General features: G+C 35.2%; 24 protein-coding genes. 5 read left to right on the top strand and 19 right to left on the bottom strand.

The window, feature by feature from the left end:
- Nucleotides 1-93: 93 nt before the first annotated feature.
- From B0X80_RS09175 to rpmH, 19 genes are all read right to left on the bottom strand, one after another.
- A complete protein-coding gene (locus B0X80_RS09175; protein WP_077339686.1) occupies nucleotides 94-513 on the bottom strand; it encodes a F0F1 ATP synthase subunit epsilon in 420 nt (139 codons plus the stop codon).
- A 67-nt stretch (nucleotides 514-580) separates the two neighbouring features.
- A complete protein-coding gene (atpD, locus tag B0X80_RS09170) occupies nucleotides 581-1,966 on the bottom strand; it encodes a F0F1 ATP synthase subunit beta (protein ID WP_077339684.1) in 1,386 nt (461 codons plus the stop codon).
- A gap of 58 nt (nucleotides 1,967-2,024) precedes the next feature.
- Nucleotides 2,025-2,885, bottom strand: coding sequence for a F0F1 ATP synthase subunit gamma (gene atpG / locus B0X80_RS09165; RefSeq protein ID WP_077339682.1), 861 nt, complete (start codon nucleotides 2,883-2,885; stop codon nucleotides 2,025-2,027).
- Nucleotides 2,886-2,915: 30 nt separating this feature from the next.
- Nucleotides 2,916-4,457, bottom strand: coding sequence for a F0F1 ATP synthase subunit alpha (gene atpA, locus B0X80_RS09160; RefSeq protein ID WP_077339680.1), 1,542 nt, complete (start codon nucleotides 4,455-4,457; stop codon nucleotides 2,916-2,918).
- A 12-nt stretch (nucleotides 4,458-4,469) separates the two neighbouring features.
- Nucleotides 4,470-5,003: a F0F1 ATP synthase subunit delta gene (atpH, locus tag B0X80_RS09155; protein WP_077339678.1), complete on the bottom strand. Its 534-nt coding sequence runs from the start codon at nucleotides 5,001-5,003 to the stop codon at nucleotides 4,470-4,472.
- Between the two features lie 14 nt (nucleotides 5,004-5,017).
- Nucleotides 5,018-5,488 (bottom strand): F0F1 ATP synthase subunit B, encoded by a 471-nt coding sequence (atpF, locus tag B0X80_RS09150; protein WP_076417407.1) that lies wholly within the window; start codon nucleotides 5,486-5,488, stop codon nucleotides 5,018-5,020.
- Nucleotides 5,489-5,535: 47 nt separating this feature from the next.
- Nucleotides 5,536-5,757, bottom strand: a complete 222-nt coding sequence (atpE, locus tag B0X80_RS09145) for a F0F1 ATP synthase subunit C (RefSeq protein WP_076417406.1) — start codon at nucleotides 5,755-5,757, stop codon at nucleotides 5,536-5,538.
- 112 nt (nucleotides 5,758-5,869) lie between these two features.
- Nucleotides 5,870-6,640, bottom strand: coding sequence for a F0F1 ATP synthase subunit A (gene atpB, locus B0X80_RS09140; protein WP_077339676.1), 771 nt, complete (start codon nucleotides 6,638-6,640; stop codon nucleotides 5,870-5,872).
- Nucleotides 6,641-6,683: 43 nt separating this feature from the next.
- Entirely contained in the window at nucleotides 6,684-7,139 is a 456-nt protein-coding gene (locus B0X80_RS09135; RefSeq protein ID WP_245825427.1) for an ATP synthase subunit I, read from the bottom strand.
- Nucleotides 7,140-7,268: 129 nt separating this feature from the next.
- Nucleotides 7,269-8,150, bottom strand: a complete 882-nt coding sequence (locus B0X80_RS09130) for a ParB/RepB/Spo0J family partition protein (protein WP_077339672.1) — start codon at nucleotides 8,148-8,150, stop codon at nucleotides 7,269-7,271.
- Between the two features lie 15 nt (nucleotides 8,151-8,165).
- Nucleotides 8,166-8,960: a ParA family protein gene (locus tag B0X80_RS09125; protein ID WP_077339670.1), complete on the bottom strand. Its 795-nt coding sequence runs from the start codon at nucleotides 8,958-8,960 to the stop codon at nucleotides 8,166-8,168.
- 30 nt (nucleotides 8,961-8,990) lie between these two features.
- On the bottom strand, nucleotides 8,991-9,617 hold the full coding sequence (gene rsmG, locus B0X80_RS09120; RefSeq protein ID WP_077339668.1) for a 16S rRNA (guanine(527)-N(7))-methyltransferase RsmG: 627 nt from the start codon (nucleotides 9,615-9,617) through the stop codon (nucleotides 8,991-8,993).
- 31 nt (nucleotides 9,618-9,648) lie between these two features.
- A complete protein-coding gene (gene mnmG, locus B0X80_RS09115) occupies nucleotides 9,649-11,538 on the bottom strand; it encodes a tRNA uridine-5-carboxymethylaminomethyl(34) synthesis enzyme MnmG (protein WP_077339666.1) in 1,890 nt (629 codons plus the stop codon).
- A 413-nt stretch (nucleotides 11,539-11,951) separates the two neighbouring features.
- Entirely contained in the window at nucleotides 11,952-12,395 is a 444-nt protein-coding gene (locus B0X80_RS09110; RefSeq protein WP_077339664.1) for a flavodoxin domain-containing protein, read from the bottom strand.
- A 52-nt stretch (nucleotides 12,396-12,447) separates the two neighbouring features.
- Nucleotides 12,448-13,833, bottom strand: a complete 1,386-nt coding sequence (gene mnmE / locus B0X80_RS09105) for a tRNA uridine-5-carboxymethylaminomethyl(34) synthesis GTPase MnmE (RefSeq protein ID WP_077339662.1) — start codon at nucleotides 13,831-13,833, stop codon at nucleotides 12,448-12,450.
- A gap of 153 nt (nucleotides 13,834-13,986) precedes the next feature.
- A complete protein-coding gene (yidC, locus tag B0X80_RS09100) occupies nucleotides 13,987-15,612 on the bottom strand; it encodes a membrane protein insertase YidC (protein ID WP_077339660.1) in 1,626 nt (541 codons plus the stop codon).
- A gap of 6 nt (nucleotides 15,613-15,618) precedes the next feature.
- Complete coding sequence (gene yidD / locus B0X80_RS09095; protein WP_077339658.1) at nucleotides 15,619-15,867, bottom strand: membrane protein insertion efficiency factor YidD; 249 nt, start codon at nucleotides 15,865-15,867, stop codon at nucleotides 15,619-15,621.
- Nucleotides 15,834-16,190 (bottom strand): ribonuclease P protein component, encoded by a 357-nt coding sequence (rnpA, locus tag B0X80_RS09090; RefSeq protein ID WP_076417396.1) that lies wholly within the window; start codon nucleotides 16,188-16,190, stop codon nucleotides 15,834-15,836. The genes yidD and rnpA overlap by 34 nt, the downstream gene beginning before the upstream one ends.
- 40 nt (nucleotides 16,191-16,230) lie before the next feature.
- On the bottom strand, nucleotides 16,231-16,365 hold the full coding sequence (gene rpmH, locus B0X80_RS09085; RefSeq protein WP_033080930.1) for a 50S ribosomal protein L34: 135 nt from the start codon (nucleotides 16,363-16,365) through the stop codon (nucleotides 16,231-16,233).
- A gap of 469 nt (nucleotides 16,366-16,834) precedes the next feature.
- On the opposite strand from rpmH, the gene dnaA reads away from it, so the two are divergent.
- The 5 genes from dnaA to glyQ all read left to right on the top strand — a co-directional run bounded on the left by dnaA (nucleotide 16,835) and on the right by glyQ (nucleotide 24,043).
- The gene (gene dnaA, locus B0X80_RS09080; RefSeq protein ID WP_077339656.1) at nucleotides 16,835-18,193 is read left to right on the top strand and encodes a chromosomal replication initiator protein DnaA; all 1,359 of its coding nucleotides are present in this window, start codon (nucleotides 16,835-16,837) and stop codon (nucleotides 18,191-18,193) included.
- A gap of 31 nt (nucleotides 18,194-18,224) precedes the next feature.
- Nucleotides 18,225-19,328, top strand: coding sequence for a DNA polymerase III subunit beta (gene dnaN, locus B0X80_RS09075; protein ID WP_077339654.1), 1,104 nt, complete (start codon nucleotides 18,225-18,227; stop codon nucleotides 19,326-19,328).
- A complete protein-coding gene (recF, locus tag B0X80_RS09070; RefSeq protein WP_077339652.1) occupies nucleotides 19,328-20,422 on the top strand; it encodes a DNA replication/repair protein RecF in 1,095 nt (364 codons plus the stop codon). The genes dnaN and recF overlap by 1 nt, the downstream gene beginning before the upstream one ends.
- 5 nt (nucleotides 20,423-20,427) lie before the next feature.
- Nucleotides 20,428-22,872, top strand: a complete 2,445-nt coding sequence (gene gyrB, locus B0X80_RS09065) for a DNA topoisomerase (ATP-hydrolyzing) subunit B (RefSeq protein ID WP_077339650.1) — start codon at nucleotides 20,428-20,430, stop codon at nucleotides 22,870-22,872.
- Between the two features lie 247 nt (nucleotides 22,873-23,119).
- Nucleotides 23,120-24,043 (top strand): glycine--tRNA ligase subunit alpha, encoded by a 924-nt coding sequence (gene glyQ, locus B0X80_RS09060; RefSeq protein ID WP_077339648.1) that lies wholly within the window; start codon nucleotides 23,120-23,122, stop codon nucleotides 24,041-24,043.
- The last annotated feature ends 4 nt before the right edge of the window (nucleotides 24,044-24,047 follow it).

The following is a 24,047-nucleotide window of genomic DNA, read 5'->3' as shown; positions in this document are numbered from 1 at the left end:
CTATTGTAACTATTTTCCCATAAAAAAAGCGACCACTTACTTAACGTAAAGGTCGCTTTTTTGTATCACTAAAACTAAGTGTTAAAGCTTAAACTATTTTTTACTTGAAGCTTGGATAACACGTAATTGTGCTACTGCACGAGCTAATTCAGATGCAGCTTCAGCATAATCGACGTCACCGCCATGATCATTTAAGTGCTTTTCTGCTCTTTCTTTAGCTTGTAATGCAGCTTCTTCGTCCAAATCATCACCACGTATAGCTACATCTGCTAACACTGTAACGTTGTTTGGTTGAACCTCAAGCATACCGCCAGAAAGGTAAATAACTTCTTCGTCACCACCTTTCTTAACGATTCTTGCCATACCAGGTTTTAGTGAGGTCAGCAAAGGTGCGTGACCAGGCATAATACCTAATTCACCTTCGCTACCTGCTATCTGTAATGATTCTATGCTACCAGAGAATATGCTCTCTTCAGCACTTACTACATTAAGATTTACAGAAAGTATTGCCATGTTGACCTCCAAATGGGCGACTAAATAGACTTAGTAGTTTACTTAAGCAATTAGTCGCCAGCCTTCATTACATGTTTTTAGCTTTTTCAGTTGCTTCTTCAATAGAACCAACCATGTAGAAAGCTTGCTCAGGTAAATCATCAAATTCACCAGCAAGTAATCCTTTAAATCCACTGATAGTGTCTTTAAGTGATACATACTTACCTGGAGAACCAGTGAATACTTCAGCAACGAAGAACGGTTGTGATAAGAAACGTTGAATCTTACGAGCACGGTTTACCGCAAGCTTGTCTTCTTCTGATAACTCATCCATACCTAAGATAGCAATGATATCTTTAAGTTCTTTATAACGCTGTAATGTAGATTGAACGCCACGAGCTGTTTCATAATGCTCAGCACCTACTACTAACGGGTCTAATTGACGCGAAGTAGAATCAAGCGGATCGATTGCAGGGTAGATACCTTGCGAAGCGATGTCACGAGAAAGTACAACTGTTGCATCTAAGTGAGCAAAGGTTGTAGCTGGTGATGGATCGGTTAAATCATCCGCAGGTACGTATACCGCTTGGATTGAAGTGATTGAACCTTTCTTCGTAGACGTAATACGTTCTTGAAGAACACCCATTTCTTCAGCAAGTGTAGGTTGGTAACCAACGGCTGATGGCATACGACCTAACAATGCAGATACTTCTGTACCAGCAAGTGTATAACGGTAGATGTTATCTACGAAAAATAATACGTCACGACCTTCGTCACGGAATTTTTCAGCCATTGTCAAACCAGTAAACGCTACACGTAAACGGTTTCCTGGAGGCTCGTTCATTTGGCCGTAAACTAACGATACTTTATCAAGTACGTTAGAGTCGTTCATTTCATGGTAGAAATCGTTACCTTCACGAGTACGCTCACCTACACCAGCAAATACTGAGTAGCCGCTATGCTCAATCGCGATGTTACGAATAAGTTCCATCATGTTAACGGTTTTACCAACACCAGCACCACCGAATAAACCAACTTTACCACCCTTAGCGAATGGACATACTAAATCGATTACTTTGATACCTGTTTCTAATAGTTCATTAGACATCGCTTGGTCAGCATAAGCTGGTGCCGCGCGGTGAATTGACCATTTTTCTTCTTCGCCGATTGGGCCAGCTTCATCAATAGGCTCACCCAAAACGTTCATGATACGACCCAAAGTTGCAGTACCAACTGGAACTTGAATGTTATCACCTGTGTTTACTACGTTCAGACCACGACGCAAACCATCTGAAGAACCCATAGCGATAGTACGAACTACACCACCACCAAGTTGCTGTTGTACTTCTAGTACTAAGCCACTAAGGTCACCTTCGGTTATATTTAATGCGTCATATACCTGAGGTACAGCATCTTGTGGGAATTCTACATCCACAACTGCGCCAATGATTTGGACGACTTTACCTGTACTCATGTTTAATCCTCTAATCTTGTGCTCTTATTTACTAATAAAATAAACAAAGAACCTTTGCTTATACCGCTGCCGCGCCAGCACAAATTTCACCCAATTCTTGAGTAATACTTGCTTGACGAGCTTTGTTATATACCAATTGTAAATCATCAATTAAGTCACCCGCATTATCTGTTGCAGCTTTCATTGCAATCATACGAGCGGCTTGTTCACATGCGAGGTTTTCAACCACACCTTGATATACTTGAGATTCTGTATAACGAACAAGTAGTTGTTCAAGCAAAGCTTGAGCATCTGGTTCGTATATATAATCCCAGCGATGCTTAATTGCGTCATCATCTGACTTAGGCAAAGGTAAAAGTTGATCGATTGTCGGTTTTTGCGTCATTGTATTAACAAACTTGTTATACACAACAAACAACTTATCTATATCACCATTATCATAGGCATTTAACATCACTTTCACACTACCAATTAAATCAGTAAGTGAAGGTTCGTCACCTAAACCTGAAATTTGTGAAGTAATTTTAGCACCCATATTGTTGAAAAATGCAGTAGCTTTAGAGCCAACAACTGCAAATTCAACTTCGGCGCCAGCTGCTTGCTGTTTACCAGCATCAGCAAGTACTTGTTTAAATAAATTAATATTCAAACCACCACACAAACCACGGTCTGTTGATACAACGATATAACCTACGCGCTTAACTTCGCGTTCAACCATATAAGGATGATTGAACTCTAAATTACCAAGCGCGATGTGACCGATCACATTTCGCATATTTTCAGCGTATGGACGAGATGCAGCCATGCTATCTTGCGCTCTGCGCATTTTACTAGCTGCAACCATTTCCATTGCGCTGGTGATCTTCTGTGTATTTTTTACACTTCCGATCTTTGATTTAATCTCTTTACCACCAGCCATGACTAATTCTCCGCGAAAAGGTTAACTAAATTACCAAGTTTGGGTAGCTTTAAAAGCTTCAATTGCTTTAGCTAAACCAGCTTCGATATCTTTGTTATAGTCACCTTTTTCGTTGATAGTAGCCATAAGCTCAGCGTAATCACTGTTCACGTATGAACGAAGTGCATCTTCAAAATCAACAACTTTTTCAATAGCAACATCATTTAAATAGCCTTTTTCTGCGGCAAATAATGATACGGCTGTTTCAGCAATTGATAATGGGCTGTATTGCTTTTGCTTCATCAACTCAGTAACACGTTGTCCATGCTCTAATTGAGCACGAGTCGCGTCATCTAAATCAGATGCGAACTGAGCAAATGCTGCTAACTCAGCATATTGTGCTAATGCTAAACGGATACCACCACCAAGTTTCTTGATGATTTTCGTTTGAGCAGCACCACCAACACGTGATACAGAGATACCGGCGTTAACAGCAGGACGAATACCTGAGTTAAATAAGTTAGATTCTAAGAAAATCTGACCATCAGTAATTGAAATAACGTTTGTTGGTACGAATGCTGATACATCACCCGCTTGAGTTTCAATAATTGGTAAAGCTGTTAAAGAACCTGTTTTGCCTTTAACTTCACCGTTAGTGAATTTCTCAACGTAAGCTTCGTTTACACGAGCAGCACGTTCTAATAAGCGAGAGTGAAGATAGAAAACGTCACCAGGGTATGCTTCACGACCTGGCGGACGACGTAATAATAATGAAATTTGACGGTAAGCAACTGCTTGCTTTGACAAATCATCATATACGATTAACGCATCTTCACCGCGGTCACGGAAGTATTCACCCATAGTACAACCAGAGTAAGCTGATAAGTATTGTAATGCAGCAGCTTCAGAAGCACCGGCAACAACAACGATAGTATTATCTAACGCGCCGTGCTCTTCTAAAGAACGAACTAAGTTCGCAACAGTAGAGGCTTTTTGACCAATAGCTACATAAACACACTTAATGCCTGTGTTTTTCTGGTTGATGATTGCATCTAGTGCAATCGCTGATTTACCGATTTGGCGGTCACCAATGATAAGTTCACGTTGACCACGACCAATAGGAATCATTGCATCAATTGATTTAATACCTGTTTGTACAGGTTCATCAACAGATTTACGTTCTATAACACCTGGTGCCATTACTTCAACAGGAGAGAAGCCATCGTTTTCGATAGGTCCTTTTCCATCAATTGGTTCACCTAATGTGTTTACTACACGGCCTAATAAGCCACGTCCTACTGGTACTTCCAAAATACGGCCAGTACTTTTAACTTTTACGCCTTCAGCTAGGTCCGCATATGGGCCCATAACTACCGCACCTACCGAATCTCGGTCTAGGTTTAACGCTATTGCGAAGCGGCTGCCAGGAAGTTCGATCATCTCACCTTGCATTACATCTGCAAGACCATGAATACGAATGATACCATCAGTTACAGAAACGATAGTACCTTCGTTACGAGCTTCACTAACTACGTCAAACTTTTCAATACGATTTTTGATAAGTTCGGCGATTTCAGTGGAATTCAGTTGCATGCTCTGTCCCCGTTAAGATTGCATTGTTGTTGCTAAGCGGCTCAATTTACCTCGTACTGAACCATCTATTACCGTATCACCAGCTTTAATTATTAAACCTGATACTACGTTCGCGTCTACAATACAATTGAGCTTTACTTTTCGAGCCAAACGCTTTTCAAGCGCGGCACTTAATGTAGTTACTTGATCCGCTACTAATTCAACAGCAGATGTTACATCCACAGTAATTTCTTTTTCATATTCAGCCTTTAATGCACTAAATTGAATAAGAACTTGTGGTAGTACCAACAAACGTTCGTTTTCGGCCATTACTTTTATTAAGTTTTGACCATTGCTATCAAGTTGATCTTCACAAACTTTTAAAAATAAGTCTGCGGCTTGATCAGAAGACACACCACCACTAAGGTAGTTTGTCATTGTTTCATTTTCAGAAACTTCTGCAGCAAATGCTAACATTGATAACCAGTTATCAATAGCATTTGCTTCAACAGCAAAATCGAACGCTGCTTTAGCGTAGGGACGAGCGACGGTTGTCAATTCAGACATAAGCTCTATCCCTCTTAAAGTTCAGCTACAAGTTTATCTAAAATGTCGCTATGTGCTGCGGCATCGATTGAACGTTCAAGAATTTTCTCAGCGCCAGCTACAGCTAAAACTGCAACTTGTTGACGAAGTTCTTCTTTTGCTTGATTACGTTCTGTTTCTATTTCTGCATGACCTGATGCTAAGATTTTATCTTTCTCAGCTTGGGCTTTAACTGCAGCTTCTTCTACTAATTGAGTTTCACGCTTCTTAGCTGCTTCAATAATGTCAGCAGCTTGAGCTTTCGCCTCTCTTAGTTGTGCTGTTGCTTTCTCTTGAGCAAGCTCAAGTTCTTTAGCAGCACGATCTGAAGCAGCAAGTCCGTCAGCGATAGTCGCTTGACGCGCTTCTATAGCACCAATAATTGGTGGCCATACAAACTTCATACAAAAAATTACGAATACGATAAATGCGATTAATTCACCAACTAAGGTCATATTAAGATTCATTTATGTATCTCCTATTCTAATTCGCGTAAATAACAACTTAAAAAAAATTAAGCACCAACTGCGAATAATAGGTATAAGCCGATAGCAACACCGATCATTGCGATAGCATCAATAAGACCTGCTACGATGAACATTTTTACTTGAAGTTGAGGTGCTAATTCAGGTTGACGTGCAGCAGACTCTAAGAATTTGCCACCTAGTAAACCAAAACCGATAGCGGTACCTAAAGCACCTAAACCGATTAGTAAAGCAACAGCGATATATAACATATTTATCTCCGATTATTTAAGTTAAAGTTTAAAGTTAAAAATTTGTTTTTACGGGCTTCCTGCCCTAAACCCTTCGGCCCGACTAGTGTCGTTCTAACTCAGTCCCGAAGAGTTAGTGATCTTCATGCGCAAGACTCAAATAAAGAATCGTTAGCATCATAAAAATAAACGCTTGTAATGGGATAACCAGCAAGTGAAACGCTGCCCATAAAAAGTGTACTGGCAATTGGAATAAACCTATTGTCGCAATCAGTAAAAATATCAACTCACCTGCATATAAGTTACCAAATAAACGTAACGCTAATGATAATGGACGAGCTAATAAAGTAACCATTTCAAGAATAAAGTTCACTGGATATAAAGACCAATGTCCAAAAGGTTGCGTTGTTAATTCTTTAATGAATCCACCTACACCTTTTACTTTAATTGAATAGTAAATAATAAGAACAAATACGCCTAAAGCTAATGCAAAAGTCATATTTGGATCGGTTGTTGGTACGGCTTTCATATAATGAACACCAAACAACTCAAAAATACGAGGAATAAGGTCAACTGGTACCCAATCCATTGCGTTCATTAGTAATACCCAAACAAAAATAGTTAATGCTAAAGGCGCAATAACTGGATTTTTACCATGAAACGTACTTTTTACACTGTCATCTACAAATTCTACTACCATTTCTACTGCACATTGCAGTTTTCCTGGTACGCCCGAGTTTGCTTTTTTAGCAACTGAACGGAAAATGTAAAGAAAAACTAAGCCTAAAAATATTGACCATCCTAGCGTATCTATGTGGACAGCCCAAAAGCCTTCGCCCACAGTAAGATTTTGCAAATGATGTTTAATATATTCTTGGCTGGTTATTTCAGCACCTGAAGCCATATTAAATTACCCTAATGATTAAAGTTTAAAAAAACTATGCCAATTATTGTTTATTAATAATTGGTTGTAGTAACGGCATAACCATTACTAAACAAAACATGCCAAATAAAGGAAGCGGCTCTATCACTAAAAACTTAAAGGCTAGTGAAAATAAAATTGCCGTTAATACCATCTTTATTTTTACACCACTAAAAAAGGACTCAACTACTTTTTTAGCTGATTTTGCACCTGCATATCTAAATGCTTTAAGTGCAAAAATTATATTAGGTATTATTCCAATCAAACCACCGATTAACGCTGATTTGGCTGAAGTTTTATCCCCTAAAAAATATATACCGACTGTTATACTCATTACGACAATACAACTAATGAATATTTGTTTAAACGCTAATTTCAGTCCTGGCTTAGTTAACTCGTTTTCTGAAAAGAGATTCACTAAAAGCTCCATACGAAAATATTCGTAAAACATACAGATGTTTAAAGTAAATACTTTAAACATAAAAAGTCTGCGCAAGTATACTTAATTGCGTTTTTAATGCAACAAAATAGGGCTATGTAAGCCCTAAAATTGTGCGAATTATTTTAATTTTATTATCGTGAATAGTTATATACCCATTTAATACATTTTTTAGGTATTAAATCGAGCAACTATTCCATCAAGTTCATCTAAATTGGTATAAGAAATTACAAGTTTACCTTTACCTTTTTTATTATGAGAAATCGAAACTTGTGAACCTATTTTTTCTGATAAGTTTTGTTCTAATGATTGTGTATCTGGGTCTATTTCCTTTGTTTTAACTTCTTTTACAGGCTCTTGTAATTTTTTTATCAGAGCTTCTGTTTCTCTTACTGTTAATTCTTTAGCAACTACAATTCTTGCTGTACTTGTTTGTTCATCATCAGAAAGACCAAGTAATGCTCGTGCATGGCCCATTTCAATATCACCATGTTCTAAAAAAGTTTTAACTTCACTATTCAAGTTATTTAGTCGTAATAAATTACTGACCGTTGTTCTTGATTTTCCAACAACGTCTGCCACTTCTTGGTGAGTTAATTCAAATTCAATTAAAAGTCTTTCTAACGCTATAGCTTCTTCCATGGCATTAAGGTCTTCACGTTGAATATTTTCAATTAACGCCATAGCAACTGCAGATTCATCAGGAACATCTTTAACTAAACAAGGCACTAATTCTAAACCAGCAATTTGCGCTGCTCTCCAACGTCTTTCACCTGCAATAATTTCATATTTTTGATGATCTATTTGTCGGACCACAATAGGTTGAATAATACCTTGAGATTTAATCGAATTTGATAATTCAATTAACGCTTCATCAGACATATCTTTGCGTGGTTGATATTTACCCGTATTTAGCAACTCTATAGGAAGGTTTTGTAGTTCACTTTGCTGAGAATCTGTTGATGGATTAGCAGATGTGTCTGAGTCCTTAGGTACTGGTGTTAATAGGGCATCTAGACCACGGCCTAGTCCTCTGCGTTTAGTTGGACTCATACTTTTCCTTGAATGTTAACTTGTGACGGTTTCTTTATTAGCTTTCTTTTCATTTTTACGTAATATTTCGCCAGCTAATGCTAAATATGCTTTAGCACCTGTAGACGATTTATCGTAATACATTGCTGGTGAACCAAAACTAGGTGCTTCAGCTAAACGGACATTTCTTGGGATTACAGTTCTATAAACTTTATCACCAAAATGGCGCTTAAGTTGTTCTGATACATCATTGGCTAATCTATTTCTTGGATCATACATGGTACGCAAAATACCTTCTATATGTAGATTTCCATTAACGACAGAAGTCAATTGAGAAATAGTATCCATTAGTGCCGTTAAACCTTCCAATGCATAATATTCACATTGCATTGGAACTAAAACAGAATCTGCAGCTGTCATCGCATTAACTGTAAGCATATTTAATGAAGGGGGGCAGTCTATTATTATATATTCGTAGTCATTTTTTACTTTAGATAATGCTCTTTTTAATCGTTGTTCTCTTGAATATACTTCCATTAATTTAATTTCTACTGCTGTAACATCAGCATTGGCAGCAATTAAATGATAAAGACCCGTTGTTTCTTTTATTACAACGTCATCAAATGGTTTTTCTTCAACCAGTAATTCATAACATGTAGCAGGGGCATCATATTTATCAATACCACTGGCCATTGATGCATTACCTTGTGGATCAAGGTCGATAAGTAATACTTTTCTTTTTGTAGCAGCCAAGGATGCAGCTAAATTTACTGAGGTTGTTGTTTTACCAACACCTCCTTTTTGATTCGCTACTGCAATTATTTTTCCCACAAATCCCTCGAATTTCTCGGTTACAATATTTTATTGTTTTTTAACTAATTCAATTAAATGTCTTTCCGCATTTAACTGAGGAACAATTATAGTATGACTTTTTATCATTTCTACGTGACTAGGTAAATTTTCAATTTCATCTGTTGGAAATTGTCCTTTTAGCGCTAGAAATTTTCCATGATCTTTTGATATTAAATGATCACACCAGGTAACCATATCATTAAGTGAAGAAAATGCTCTACTTAAAACACCATCAAATGGCTTTTCAGGTTGATACTTTTCTACTCTTGATTGAATTGCGGTTACGTTTTTAAGGGATAATTGATAAGTAACCTGTTTTAAAAAGGTAATTCGTTTGCCTAAACTATCTAATAAAATAAACTCTTTATCTGGATAGGCTATAGCTAACGGGATACCTGGTAAACCAGGACCTGTTCCTACATCTATAAAATGTTGACCATCGAGTAAAGGACCTATCATTAAACTGTCCATGATATGTTTGATAATCATATCTTGTGGATCACGTATAGAGGTTAGATTGTAAGCTTTATTCCATTTATTTAATAATTCTACGTAATCAATAAGCAATTTTACTTGTTGATCGGTGAGCTGTAATTGTGCTTCTTTTATTAGTGTTTTTAGTTTATCAGTTAACATTATATAAATTACTGGCTCATATGATTAAAGATTAAGCTGATTTACGTAATAAACCATGCTTTTTTAGATAAACTAATAATAACGAAATTGCAGCAGGAGTAATACCTGAAATTCGTGAAGCTTTACCAATAGTTTCTGGTCGAGTATCTGTTAGTTTTGCAATGACTTCATTTGATAAGCCTGATATTTGTGAAAAATCGAAATCATGAGGGATCAAAGTTAGCTCATGTTTTTTCTTTTTTGATATTTCTTCTAACTGGCGATCAATATAGCCTGCATATTTTATTTGAATTTCTACTTGTTCTGCAGCTTGTACATCTTGTAATTTTGGTCCTAAGCTTTCAATACTCATTAGATCATCATAAGTAACTTCTGGACGACGAATTAAATCTTCTAAGCTATTTTCTCTACTAATAGGCGTTTTTAATAGTGGGTTAATATCAGCTACTGCTGCATGATCTTTATGGATCCATGTAGTTTTTAAACGCTGACGTTCTAGTTCTACATTTTCCATTTTTTCATTAAAACGTTTCCAACGAGCTTCGTCGACTAAACCAAGCTTGTAACCTTTTTCAGTTAAGCGAATATCTGCATTATCTTCTCGAAGTAATAATCTATACTCTGCACGAGAGGTAAACATTCTGTAAGGTTCTTTAGTACCTAATGTTGCTAAGTCATCAATAAGTACCCCCATATATGCTTCATCACGACCTAAAATAAGTTCTTCTTTGCCTTGAACACGTGCTGCTGCATTTGTTGCTGCTATTAAACCTTGAGCACCAGCTTCTTCATATCCTGTTGTTCCATTTATTTGGCCAGCAAAATATAAGTTGTTAACAAATTTACTTTCAAGAGTCTGTTTTAAATCTCTAGGATCAAAATAGTCATATTCTATAGCATAACCAGGTCTTGTAATGTGAGCATTTTCAAAACCTACAATTGATCTTACTAAGTTCATTTGTACGTCAAATGGTAAACTTGTTGAAATACCATTTGGATAAATTTCATGTGTTGTTAAACCTTCAGGTTCAACAAATATTTGATGAGAGTCTTTATCAGAAAAACGATGGATCTTATCTTCAATGGATGGACAATATCTTGGTCCAATACCTTCAATAACACCTGTGTACATTGGAGAGCGATCTAGACCTCCGCGAATGATGTCATGTGTTTTAATATTTGTATGTGTAATAAAACAAGAAATTTGTTCAGGATGTTGAGATCTATTTCCCATATAAGAAAATACGGGTCTAGGATCGTCACCTGGTTGTTCTTGCATCACTGAAAAGTCTAAGCTTCTAGCATCTAGTCTAGGAGGTGTTCCTGTTTTTAAACGATCGATCCTAAATGGCATGTCTCTTAAACTTTTAGCTAAGTTAACACTTGCAGGATCACCAGCACGGCCGCCTTGATAATTATTTAAACCAATATGTATTTGGCCAGCTAAGAATGTTCCTACCGTTAAAACGACAGATTTAGCTTTAAACTTTAATCCCATTTGTGTTGAGACACCAACTACAACATCGTTTTCTAGAATAAGATCGTCACAAGGTTGTTGAAAAATAGTTAAGTTTTCGTGGTTCTCTAAAGCGTTTCTAACAAAAGATTTATACAATAATCTATCAGCTTGAGCTCTGGTTGCTCTTACTGCAGGACCTTTACTTGCGTTTAGAGTTCTAAATTGGATTGCAGCATGATCTGTTGCAGTAGCCATTAATCCGCCTAAAGCATCAATTTCTTTTACAAGATGACCTTTGCCAATACCTCCTATTGCTGGGTTACATGACATTTGCCCTAAAGTGTCAATATTATGAGTTAACAATAATGTCTTACAACCCATACGTGCAGCAGCTAAACAAGCTTCTGTTCCGGCGTGTCCACCGCCAACAACAATCACGTCATAAGTTTCTTGATACCACATAAATTTTTTTAACCTTTAGATTAATGATCTTTTTAAATTAGGGAGCGTATTTTAGCTTGTTTTTGAGAGGAGGGGAATGATCAAATACCGAAAAAGATCTTAGTATGATCTTCTTAAATATATATAAGATCTTTTTAAAGATCTTGTTGTTATTACTTATTAAGGATCCTTTTTTCTGTTGATAAGTACTTTTATTTATTAATCTTCAATTACTTAGGGTGCTATAAAGCTTGTTTACAACCTTGGATCATTTAACTTTAAACCTATGATCAAAAGGGGCTGTTATCCACAAGAAGAATAATTTTTATTTATATACACTGAATAATAATAAGAAAATAATAGCTTAATCACAGAGTTATACACATTACATGTTTTATTTTTGTAATTCTGTGAATAACTTCTTAGTAAGATCATTACAATAGATCTTTATTTTCAGTAATCCAGCATTGAGCAAGATCTTCTGGATCTATATCTTGTGACATATCCAATAGTTTTATTGTTGTTATTTTTACACAACCTTTTGAATTTAATAGTTTATCTATGTTTTTAGCAGCTAAGCAATAAGTATCATAATTACGATCACCGATCCCTATGATCATATAATTAATACTTGTTAGATCCTGTGTGCTGTTTTCAAGATCTAAAACAAATTTTTGGATGTTATCAGGGTAATCTCCAGCGCCATGAGTTGAAGTGCAAATTAGCCAATTTGTGTTTTTATTTTTTATTTCTTCAAAATTAGGTGTTAAATGTAGCTTAGTTTGATGCCCTAAAGCGTTTAATTGTTCTTCACAAGCTTCAGCTACGTACTCAGTTCCACCTAACATACTGCCAACAATAATTTGATATGAACTCATATTTATCTCATAAATGGGGTTAAATAAGTGATTTTATTCGTTGTTTATTCGGCTATTTACCAATACAGAATGATGAAAATATCTCAGTTAATAAGTCATCATTAGTAAATTCACCTGTTATTTGGTTCAACTCTTCTTGGCAAAACCTGAGTTCTTCAGCAAGTATTTCACCTGCTACATAAGATTCTAGTTGTTCTAAGCCTATTTCTAAGTGGTTATGGGCTTTTTCTAATGCTGACAAATGTCTACGACGGGCCATAAAGCCACCTTCAGTGCTCCCCTGATAGCCCATAATCTCTTTTAAATGTTCTTTTAGTACAGCAACACCATCACCATTTTTAGCTGATAATGTTATGGTAGGTGTATTATTTGGGTTTGAGTATCCCGTTTGAGCTTTACTAATATCTGCTTTATTGCGAATAACGGTTAAGCCAATTTTTTCAGGTAATTTAGCAAAAAATTCTGGCCATTGCTGTTTAGGATCCTCATCAATATTAAGTGATGAATCAACCATAAGTAATACACGATCTGCTTGGTTAATTTCATTCCAAGCTCGTTCGATCCCTATTTGTTCTACTTTATCTGTGCTTTCTCGTAGTCCTGCTGTATCAATAATATGTAAAGGCATACCATCAATATGTATTTGCTCTGATAATACATCTCGAGTGGTACCTGCTATATCTGTCACTATTGCGCTCTCTTTACCACTAAGGGAATTGAGTAGGCTTGATTTACCAGCGTTAGGCCTGCCTGCAATTACAACGCGCATACCTTCTCTAATAATGGCACCTTGCTGTGCTTGTTTACGCACATCAATTACTTGGGTAATAATACTTTTAAGCTTATCTACAACTTTTTTATCTGCGAGAAAATCAATTTCTTCCTCTGGAAAGTCTATCGCTGCTTCTACGTACATTCTTAAATGAATAGTATCTTCAACCAGTTGATTAATAAGTCTAGAGAAGTCGCCTTGAAGAGAGTTAAGTGCACATTTAGCCGCTTGTTCTGAACTTGAATTGATTAAATCAGCAATGGCTTCTGCTTGTGTTAAATCTAACTTATCGTTTAAAAATGCTTGTTCACTAAATTCACCGGGGTTTGCCATTCTGACTTTAGGCAAGGATAAAATTTCTTTGAGTAGCATATCTAAAATTACAGGGCCACCGTGCCCTTGAAATTCAATAATATCTTCACCAGTAAATGAAATAGGGCCTTTAAAATATAAAGCTATTCCTTGATCTAAAATTTCACCCCTTAAGTTTTTAAAAGGAAGATATTCAGCTTTTCTAAGTTCAGGTAATTTACCTAAAATAGCTTTAGCTACATTTTGTACCTCTGGACCAGATACTCTGATAATGCCAACTCCACCTCTACCTGGTGCAGTAGCTTGTGCCGCAATGGTTTCTTTGGCTAGGTTAGCTAAACTTATTTCACTCATTTATTACTCGATTTAACGCTTTTATTTTGTGTGTATTATAACCCTAAAGTATTTAAATATGCATGATGTGAATTATTATGTGGAAGGGGATGTAGAAATTATTGATAAAAAAAAAGGTGACCTAAGTCACCTTTATATATATTTTCGTGTTGATTATTTTTCTTTAGCTTTTTCTAATCCTGAAAATATTATTTTCATTTGTGCTATTGAAATTAAGTTACTTATAAACCAATAAAGTACTAACCCTGATGGGAACCATGCCATAAACACTGAGAAAGCAACAGGCATGTATTGCATTATCTTTTGTTGCATTGGATCTTGTATTGTCATGGGTTGCATCTTTTGCATTACAAACATACTGATACCCATAAGTACAGGTAATACGTAGTAAGGATCCATTGCAGATAAATCTTGTATCCATAACATGAAAGGTGCATGGCGTAATTCAACACTTTCTAAAAATACCCAATACAAAGCTAAGAATATAGGCATTTGTATAAGTAATGGTAAGCAACCACCAGCAGGATTTACTTTTTCTTTACGGTACATTTCCATTGTGGCTTGAGACATTTTTTGTCTATCATCACCAAAACGTTCTTTTAATTGAGCCATTTTAGGCGCTAAAGCACGCATTTTTGCCATAGATGTGTACTGCGCTTTTGTTAGCGGGTACATTGCACCTTTAACTATTAAAGTAATTACTATAATAGCTAAACCCCAGTTTGATACAATAGATTGAATTTGTATTAGTAACCAAAACAATGCTTTACTGATCATCCACAAAAAACCGTAGTCAATTGTAAGATCTAAGTTTGGAGCTATTGTTTCAAGTACATCTTGATCCTTTGGTCCTACATATAAAATAGCAGACGTGGTTATTTCGGTATTTGGTTGTATTGAAATTATAGGTGCTTTGTAGCCAATGACAGCATCTTGATTTGAAGTATATGTAGTATAAAGCTGATTTAAATCGTCTTTATTTGGTATCCATGATGATACAAAGTAATGCTCTGACATTGCAATCCAACCACCTATGGTTGAAAGAGATAACTTCTTCTCTGCTATATCATCAAAACCATATTTTTCGTACCTTTCGTCAGTTGTAGAATATGCAGCTCCATTATATGTTGGCATAAGTGCTGAGCCGCTTTCTACTAGCGTTGATTGTTTCAGTTGAGCATACATTTGCACACTAGCGACAGCTGCTGTGTCATTTTTAATGATGTATTCAACATTAACGCTATAGCTTGCTTTATTAAAGGTGAAGCGTTTGGTTACTGCCAATCCATCAGTGGTTACAAAGTTTAAATCAACAGCTATTGAATCTTTATCTGCGAGTTCATACGTTGTTGCTTGAGTTTGATAAATTGGACGACCTTTAATAACACGATCTATACCTTGTTCACCAATTAAGCCACTTTGTGCTATATATTTTTTTGGACCATTTTGCATTAATGTAAATGGAATTCCATTACCTTGCTCGGTATTAAATTCTAATAATTTAGCTTCAACAATATCACCACCACGAGTATCAATTTTTATTGCTAAAACATCTGTATTTACAGATACAAGCTGTTTAACAGGATTAATTGATTCTTGAATTACGGCGCTATTAGTTGATGATTCGGGAATATATTCGCCGTTAGCATTTTGAATAGTATTAGTTTGTACTTGTGCTGGTTGTTCAATTACTGGGGCATTATCTTTTTGCCATTCAGTAAATAATAAATAGGTAACAACCATTAGCGCAATAAACAAAAAACTGCGTTGAGATTCCATAATGAATTATTTCTCTTTTTTTGATAGTGGCACGGGATCAGATCCTCCCGCATTAAGTGGGTGGCATTTTAGTATACGTTTGCTCGCTAACCAACAACCTTTTAACACTCCAAAGCGATTAATTGCCTCAATAGCATAAAAAGAACATGTTGGATTAAATCTACAATTGTTGCCCAATAAAGGGCTCAGCAAGCGTTGGTAAGCTTTTATTATATAAATTACTATACTTTGTGGCGCTGAATTATTTTTCGCCATATTTTTTCTAATTGTTGATTAATTTCTTTGTTGTCTAGTTTATCAGTACCTGATTTTACCATAACAACTATATCTATATGGGGGAGGTTGTGCTGATTTAAACGAAAACTTTCTCGAATTACTCGTTTAATTCTATTTCTTTGAACAGCTAATTTAACTCTTTTTTTAGCTATAGCTAAACCCAAACGATTAAGTTTATTAGAATTTTGGATGACAAGAATTGTTATATGACTAGAACCAAAACGTAATGGTTTAGTAAATACTGATTGGAATTGACCGGGAGTCAACAAACGTGACTCCCGATTAAATTCATAAGTAACCATGGTAGTTACTCGAACTCTATTTGATAAATCAAAAAAGAGATTATGCGCTTAAGCTTGCACGGCCTTTAGCACGACGACGTGCAATAACTGCACGACCGTTCTTAGTTGCCATACGAGCACGAAAGCCGTGGTTGCGTTTACGCTTTAATACACTAGGTTGAAATGTTCTTTTCATTACGCTAATCCGTCGGTTGTTGTTGCCCTGGCAAGTCGCCTTAAAATGAGCACACTGGTCTAAAAAAGAGGCAGAATTATATACAGATTAATTGTAGGCGTCAACATGAACTATAGGTATTTTTTCAAAGGATCCTTAGCTGATCTTTCGTATTAAATATTAAGTATCCACAGTTTCATCACATATAACCTTTTTTATTAACTATTTCAGAGGGTTTTTATGTGATTAGTCTTGGTTTTTAACATCAAAATATTATTATTATTGAATTATTAATTGTATTATAATTATATAGTTAATAGTATTTTTAGCGGGTTTATTGGTTTATTGTAAATGTCAATATTGAACTTGTGGATAACTACGTAGATAATGCTATTTATAGATAATTTTTTTAACAGTTTTCCGCTATTTTATATTACTTCAATTTTTTATTAATGAGTAAAAATTAAATATAGCATCTTAGGAGTTTTGGTTGGATCAATCACATTGGCAACGTTGTCTGTCTATCTTACAAGAAGAATTGCCTGCTCAACAATTTAGTATGTGGATTCGCCCACTTCAATGCATTATAGATAACAATGTTGTAACACTGTTTGCACCTAATCGATTTGTATTAGATTGGGTAAGAGATAAATATTTGAATCGTTTGAATGAATTGGTTTCTTTAAATGATCCTACAAATCCACCTATGTTACGCTTTGATGTTGGTAGTATTCCTACTAATAATGCAGACCAAGTGGTAAGTAAAGCACCTACACCGCAATCGAGTACGGTTAAAAAATCTAAAGCACCTTCAGAAACGACTTTACCTAAAACAGCCAACGTTCGTGATAAATATACCTTTGATAACTTCGTGGAAGGTAAATCTAATCAATTGGCTAGAGCAGCAGCTTCACAAGTAGCTGACAATCCTGGTTCAGCTTACAATCCATTATTTATTTATGGTGGTACTGGTTTAGGTAAGACCCATTTATTACACGCTGTTGGCAATGGTATTTTAGCTAATAATCCTGATGCAAAAATAGCCTATATGCATTCAGAACGTTTCGTTCAAGATATGGTTCGTGCCTTGCAAAACAATGAAATGGAAAAGTTTAAACAATTTTATCGTTCTGTTGATGCATTATTGATTGATGATATTCAATTCTTTGTTGGTAAAGATCGCACTCAAGAAGAATTTTTCCATACATTCAATGCTTTACTTGAAGGTAATCAACAAATAATTTTAACGAGTGATCGTTATCCTAAAGAAGTTGATGTTGAAGACAGATTAAAATCTCGTTTTGGTTGGGGGTTAACTATTGCAATTGAACCTCCCGAATTAGAAACGCGTGTTGCTATATTAAAGCGTAAAGCAGAAGAGAGTAATATTAATTTAGCTGACGAAGTTGCATTTTTTATTGCTAAACGCCTTCGCTCTAATGTTCGCGAACTTGAAGGTGCTTTAAATAGAGTTGTTGCTAATGCTAATTTTACCGGTAGAGCTATAACAATAGATTTTGTTCGTGAGGCTTTACGGGATTTACTTGCACTTCAAGATAAACTTGTCACAATTGATAACATACAAAGAACAGTCGCTGAATATTATAAAATTAAAGTTTCAGATTTGTTATCTAAAAGACGTAATAGATCTGTTGCACGTCCAAGACAAATTGCTATGGCACTTTCTAAAGAACTGACAAATCATAGCTTACCTGAAATTGGCGATGCTTTTGGCGGGAGAGATCATACAACTGTTTTACATGCATGTCGTAAAGTTAAATCTTTGAGAGAAGAAACTCACGACATAAAAGAAGATTATTCAAACTTGATAAGAACACTTTCATCTTAATTAGTTAATTAAAATTTTTATAGGTATAAAAATGAAGTTTTCAATAAATAGGGAATCACTTTTAAAACCGTTGTTACTTGTTTCTGGCGCTGTTGAAAGAAAAAGTACATTACCCATTTTAAGTAATGTATTGTTAGAGGTTAGTGGGCAGTCACTTACCCTAACAGCCACAGATTTAGAGCTTGAAATGGTTTCTTATGCACAAATTGATAACCATGCACAAGATGCTAAAGTTACCATTCCCGCTAGAAAACTTTTAGATATTTGTAAAAGCTTACCTGACGATTCTCTTTTGGAGTTTGAGTTAGAAAACGAAATAATTAAAATTTCTACAGGCAGAAGTAAATATACACTTTCTACATTATCTGCTGATGACTTTCCAAATATTGAAGAATGGCAAGGTGATGTAGAATTTCAATTATTGAAATCAGAATTTTTAAGACTTATTGAAAGTACACATTTCTCGATGGCGAATCAAGATGTTCGTTATTACTTAAATGGAATGTCTATTGAGACGGAAGGAAACGAAATTCGTTCTGTTGCAACAGACGGTCACCGTTTAGCAATTTGTAAAATTTCAAACGACACTTTAGCCTTACCGACCAGACAAGTCATAGTACCCCGTAAAGGAATTTTAGAAATAATAAGATTACTTGATCCATTAGAAGAAACGGTAAAAGTATTTCTAGGCTCTAACCATATCCGTATTATTGATACTGAGTTTTCATTTACGAGTAAGTTAGTTGATGGTCGTTTCCCTGATTATAGAAGAGTGTTACCACGTAACGGTGATAAAATTTTACAAACTAGTCGTGAAGAAATGAGACAAGTTTTATCTCGTGCCGCTATATTATCAAATGAAAAATTTAGAGGAGTAAGACTTAATTTTTCAAGCTCTGAACTCAAAATTACAGCTAATAACCCTGAGCAAGAACAAGCTGAAGAAGTTGTTGAGATTGACTTTCCGTTTGAAGATGTAGAAGTGGGTTTTAATGTAAGTTATGTATTAGACGTACTTAATGCGATAAAAGATACTAATGTTAAATTTACTCTTGCTGATGCGAATAGTAGTGTAGTTATTGAAGGTGCTGATACTGGTGAAGCAACGTATGTTGTTATGCCTATGCGTTTGTAATGAGTGTAGTTCGATTAATTACTAGTAATTTTCGTAATATTGAACAATGTAAAACAGATTTACATCCATATTTAAATTTTTTAATTGGTGACAATGGCAGTGGAAAAAGCAGCTTTTTAGAAGCTATATTTTTTCTTGGCCATGGTAAATCTTTTAGAACAACCAAAGTTGAAAATTTAGTTTCATTTGAACAATCTACTTTTGTTGTTAGCGTTAAAGATGATCAAGATACACAAATAGGTATTTCCAGAGATTTTATTTCAAATCAAACAGAAATAAAAATTAATGGTCAAAGGCACACTAAATTATCCGAACTTGCTAAAAATATTGCTGTTCAGATTATTACACCAGAAAGTTTTAAATTATTTTTTGGTGGACCTAAAGAAAGAAGACGTTTTGTTGATTTAGGATTGTTTCACGTGGAACAATCTTTTTCTACAGAATGGAAAGAGTTTAGCCGTATTCTAAAACAAAGAAATGCTTATCTTAGATCAGGTCATAATTTAGATGGAATTAAATATTGGGATGAAGTTTTTTGTATTCATTCTAATAACGTTTCTGAATTAAGAATTAAATATGTAAATAGTTTTAAAGAAGAGTTTTTAATTTGGTCTCAGTTATTATTACCCGATATATACAAAAATATAGAGATACAATATTTTCAAGGTTGGAAACAAAATACTAAGCTTGAAGATGTTTTACAAAGTAATCGTACCCGTGAAATTACGCTAGGATACTCAATTTCAGGGACTCATAAATTTGATGTGCGATTTCTTATGAAAAAACAACCAATAGAAAATCAACTTTCTAGAGGGCAACAAAAGTTGTTTTTACTCGCTTTAACTTTTGCTCAAGCAAAACTTATAGAAAAAGTAAAACGAGTAAAACCAATTTTATTGATAGATGATGTTGGGGCAGAGCTAGATTCTCAATCAAGAACTGTTTTGAACGAAGCCATCAATCAACTAAATTGCCAAGTAATTATTACAGCAATAGATAAAGTCGCGATTGAACCTTTGGTTCCTGATGACCTTAATTACAAAATGTTTCACGTGAAACATGGTAAAATTTTTGAAATGAGTGAAATAGGCTAATAGCTATGACAATAGAAAATGAATATGATTCGGCCAGTATAAAAGTACTAAAAGGTCTAGATGCAGTTCGTAAAAGACCCGGTATGTATATAGGTGATACAGATGATGGATCTGGATTACATCATATGGTGTTTGAAGTTTTAGATAACTCAATTGATGAAGCATTGGCAGGTCATTGTAGTGAAATTGTAGTAAGAATACATGTAGATGGCTCAGTATCAGTAAGAGATGATGGTCGTGGTATTCCTACAGAATTACATCCTGAAGAAGGTGTATCAGCAGCAGAAGTTATTATGACTGTTCTACATGCCGGAGGTAAATTTGGTGGTGAAGATTCTGGTTATAAAGTTTCGGGTGGTTTGCATGGTGTTGGGATTTCAGTTGTAAATGCTCTCAGTGATAAATTAAAACTTAACATACGTCGGGCTGGTAAACTTTATGAGCAAACTTATCATCATGGTGAGCCTGAAGCTCCATTAGCTGAAATCGGTGTTAGTGATAAAACAGGAACAGAAGTAAGATTTTGGCCAAGCTCAAAAACATTCTCTGATGTTCTATTTCATTATGACTTACTTGTTAAGCGTATACGTGAACTTTCATTTCTTAACTCAGGTGTATCAATAAAATTAATTGATGACAGAGAAGAAGGTAAAGAAGATCACTTCCATTTTGAAGGTGGTATTCAAGCATTTGTTGATTACTTAAATACAAATAAAACACCTGTAAACGAAGAAATATTTTATTTTGATTTAGCTAAAGACGATGGAATTATTGTAGAAGTTGCTATGCAATGGAACGACGGATTCCAAGAAAATATTCATTGTTTTACTAACAATATTCCACAACGTGACGGTGGTACTCACTTAAGCGGATTTAGAACAGCATTAACCAGAACACTCAATAGTTATATGGTTAAAGAAGGCCTGAACAAAACTAAAAAAGGTGGCAGTACCGAAACAAATGCATCAGGTGATGATGCTCGTGAAGGTTTAACCGCTGTAATTTCTGTAAAAGTACCTGACCCTAAATTTTCATCGCAAACTAAAGACAAGCTAGTTTCTTCAGAAGTTAAAACGGCCGTTGAACAAGCTATGGGTGAAAAGTTAGGTGAATATTTATTAGAAAAGCCAGCTGTTGCTCGTACAATTATTATGAAGATTGTTGATGCGGCAAGAGCTCGTGAAGCTGCTCGTAAAGCACGTGAAATGACCCGACGTAAAGGTGCTCTAGATATTGCAGGTTTACCAGGTAAGTTAGCAGATTGCCAAGAAAAAGATCCTGCATTATCTGAACTATATATAGTGGAAGGGGACTCTGCTGGCGGATCAGCCAAGCAGGGACGAAACAGAAAAAACCAAGCAATACTTCCACTAAAAGGTAAAATATTAAACGTAGAAAAAGCTCGTTTTGATAAGATGATATCTTCACAGGAAGTCGGAACGCTAATCACTGCATTAGGCTGTGGTATTGGTAGAGATGAATATGATCCAGATAAATTAAGATATCACAGTATCATTATCATGACCGATGCTGATGTCGATGGTTCGCATATACGTACTTTATTACTAACATTCTTCTATCGTCAAATGCCTGAAATAATGGAGCGTGGTTATATTTATATTGCACAACCTCCTTTATATAAAGTTAAAAAAGGTAAGCAAGAAAGGTATATTAAAGACGATGAAGGTTTAACAGAATACTTAACTACGCTTGCTTTAGATAACGCAGAGTTACATGTCAATGAATCTGCACCTGCAATATCTGGTGCTGCATTAGAAACATTAGTGAATCAGTACAGAAAAACAATGGATACAATTAAACGTGTATCAAGACAAATTCCAGCTGATATTTTAGAAAAAATGATTTACTCAAAACCTATCCTTAAAGAAGATTTTAATGATGAAGGTAAAGTAGACATATGGACTGCTGATTTACTTAAACAGTTAGATGACCAAGATGGTAATGGTTCAATTTACTCTGTTGTTGTTAAAAAAGATCCAGAAAGACAAATATTTTACCCGAGCTTTATCGTACGTAAACATGGTATTGATACTGAATATAACTGTAGTTATGAATTTATTGAGTCTAATGAATTTAAAGAAATAGTTGATTTAAATACCTCAATTAATGGTTTAATTGAAGAAGGTGGCTATGTAAAACGTGGTGAAAAAATTAAGCCTGTATCTGAGTTTGAAGAAGCTCTTAACTGGTTGATGGCTGAATCTAAACGTGGTCAATATATACAACGCTATAAAGGATTGGGTGAAATGAACCCTAGCCAATTGTGGGAAACTACAATGGATCCTGAAACACGCAGAATGCTACGAGTAACAATTGAAGATGCAATTGCTGCTGATCAACTGTTTACAACGCTAATGGGTGATCATGTAGAACCTAGAAGAAACTTTATTGAAGAGAATGCTCTTAAAGTAGCTAACTTAGATATATAGTAAAATTTAATTAAATCAATATTATAAAAACCATTCTTATAAAAAGAATGGTTTTTTTTTAACTTAATCATATCACTATTAATTTTTATATATAAATATTGATGTCCGGGTGTTGATTTCAACACTAATAAATTAAAGAATAAAAATAATTAATAAATATGTGCTACATGGCTAGGCTAACAAAAGCACAATGCGTATAATTGCTAACAAAATATAAACTTATAACCCTATTGAAAACTGGATATTCATGAGTACGTTTAATATAAAAACATTTCAAGGTTTAATCTTACAGTTACAAGATTATTGGGCAAGACAAGGCTGCGTAATTATTCAGCCTTTGGATCTAGAGGTAGGAGCGGGAACTTTCCATCCTATGACTTTCTTACGAGCTATTGGTCCTGAGCCAATGAGTAGCGCGTATGTGCAACCTTGTAGACGTCCTACTGATGGTCGCTATGGTGAAAATCCTAATAGACTTCAACATTACTATCAATTTCAAGTAATGTTGAAACCATCGCCAAAAAATATCCAAGAGTTATATTTAAACTCTTTGAAAGAGTTAGGTATAGATCCGTTAGTACATGATATTAGATTTGTAGAAGATAACTGGGAATCACCAACGTTAGGTGCTTGGGGTCTAGGTTGGGAAATTTGGTTAAATGGTATGGAAGTTACCCAATTTACTTATTTTCAACAAGTAGGTGGATTGGAGTGTGCACCAGTAACTGGTGAAATTACTTATGGTTTAGAGCGTTTAGCTATGTACATACAAAATGTTGATAGTATTTATGACCTAGTGTGGACTGATGGCCCGATGGGGAAAGTACTATATGGTGACATTTTTCATCAAAACGAAGTTGAACAATCAACTTATAACTTTGAACATGCAGATGTAGATGCACTATTTAAACAATTCGATCAATGTGAGCTAGAAAGCCAGCGTTTAAATGAAGCTAATTTACCATTACCAGCTTACGAGCAAGTAATGAAAGCATCACATGCATTTAACCTTTTAGATGCTCGTCATGCGATTTCTGTGACGGAAAGACAGCGTTATATATTACGAGTAAGAGCATTATCTAAAGCATGTGCTGAATCTTATTATGCTAAACGTGAAGAACTCGGTTTTCCACTTTGCAAAAATCAAACATCTAAAGTGGGGCAGGAGTAACCGA

It is taken from the genome of Pseudocolwellia agarivorans, assembly GCF_002000085.1.
In the GTDB taxonomy this organism is placed as follows: Bacteria; Pseudomonadota; Gammaproteobacteria; order Enterobacterales; family Alteromonadaceae; genus Pseudocolwellia; species Pseudocolwellia agarivorans.
This window is presented reverse-complemented; position numbering and strand designations above follow the sequence as displayed.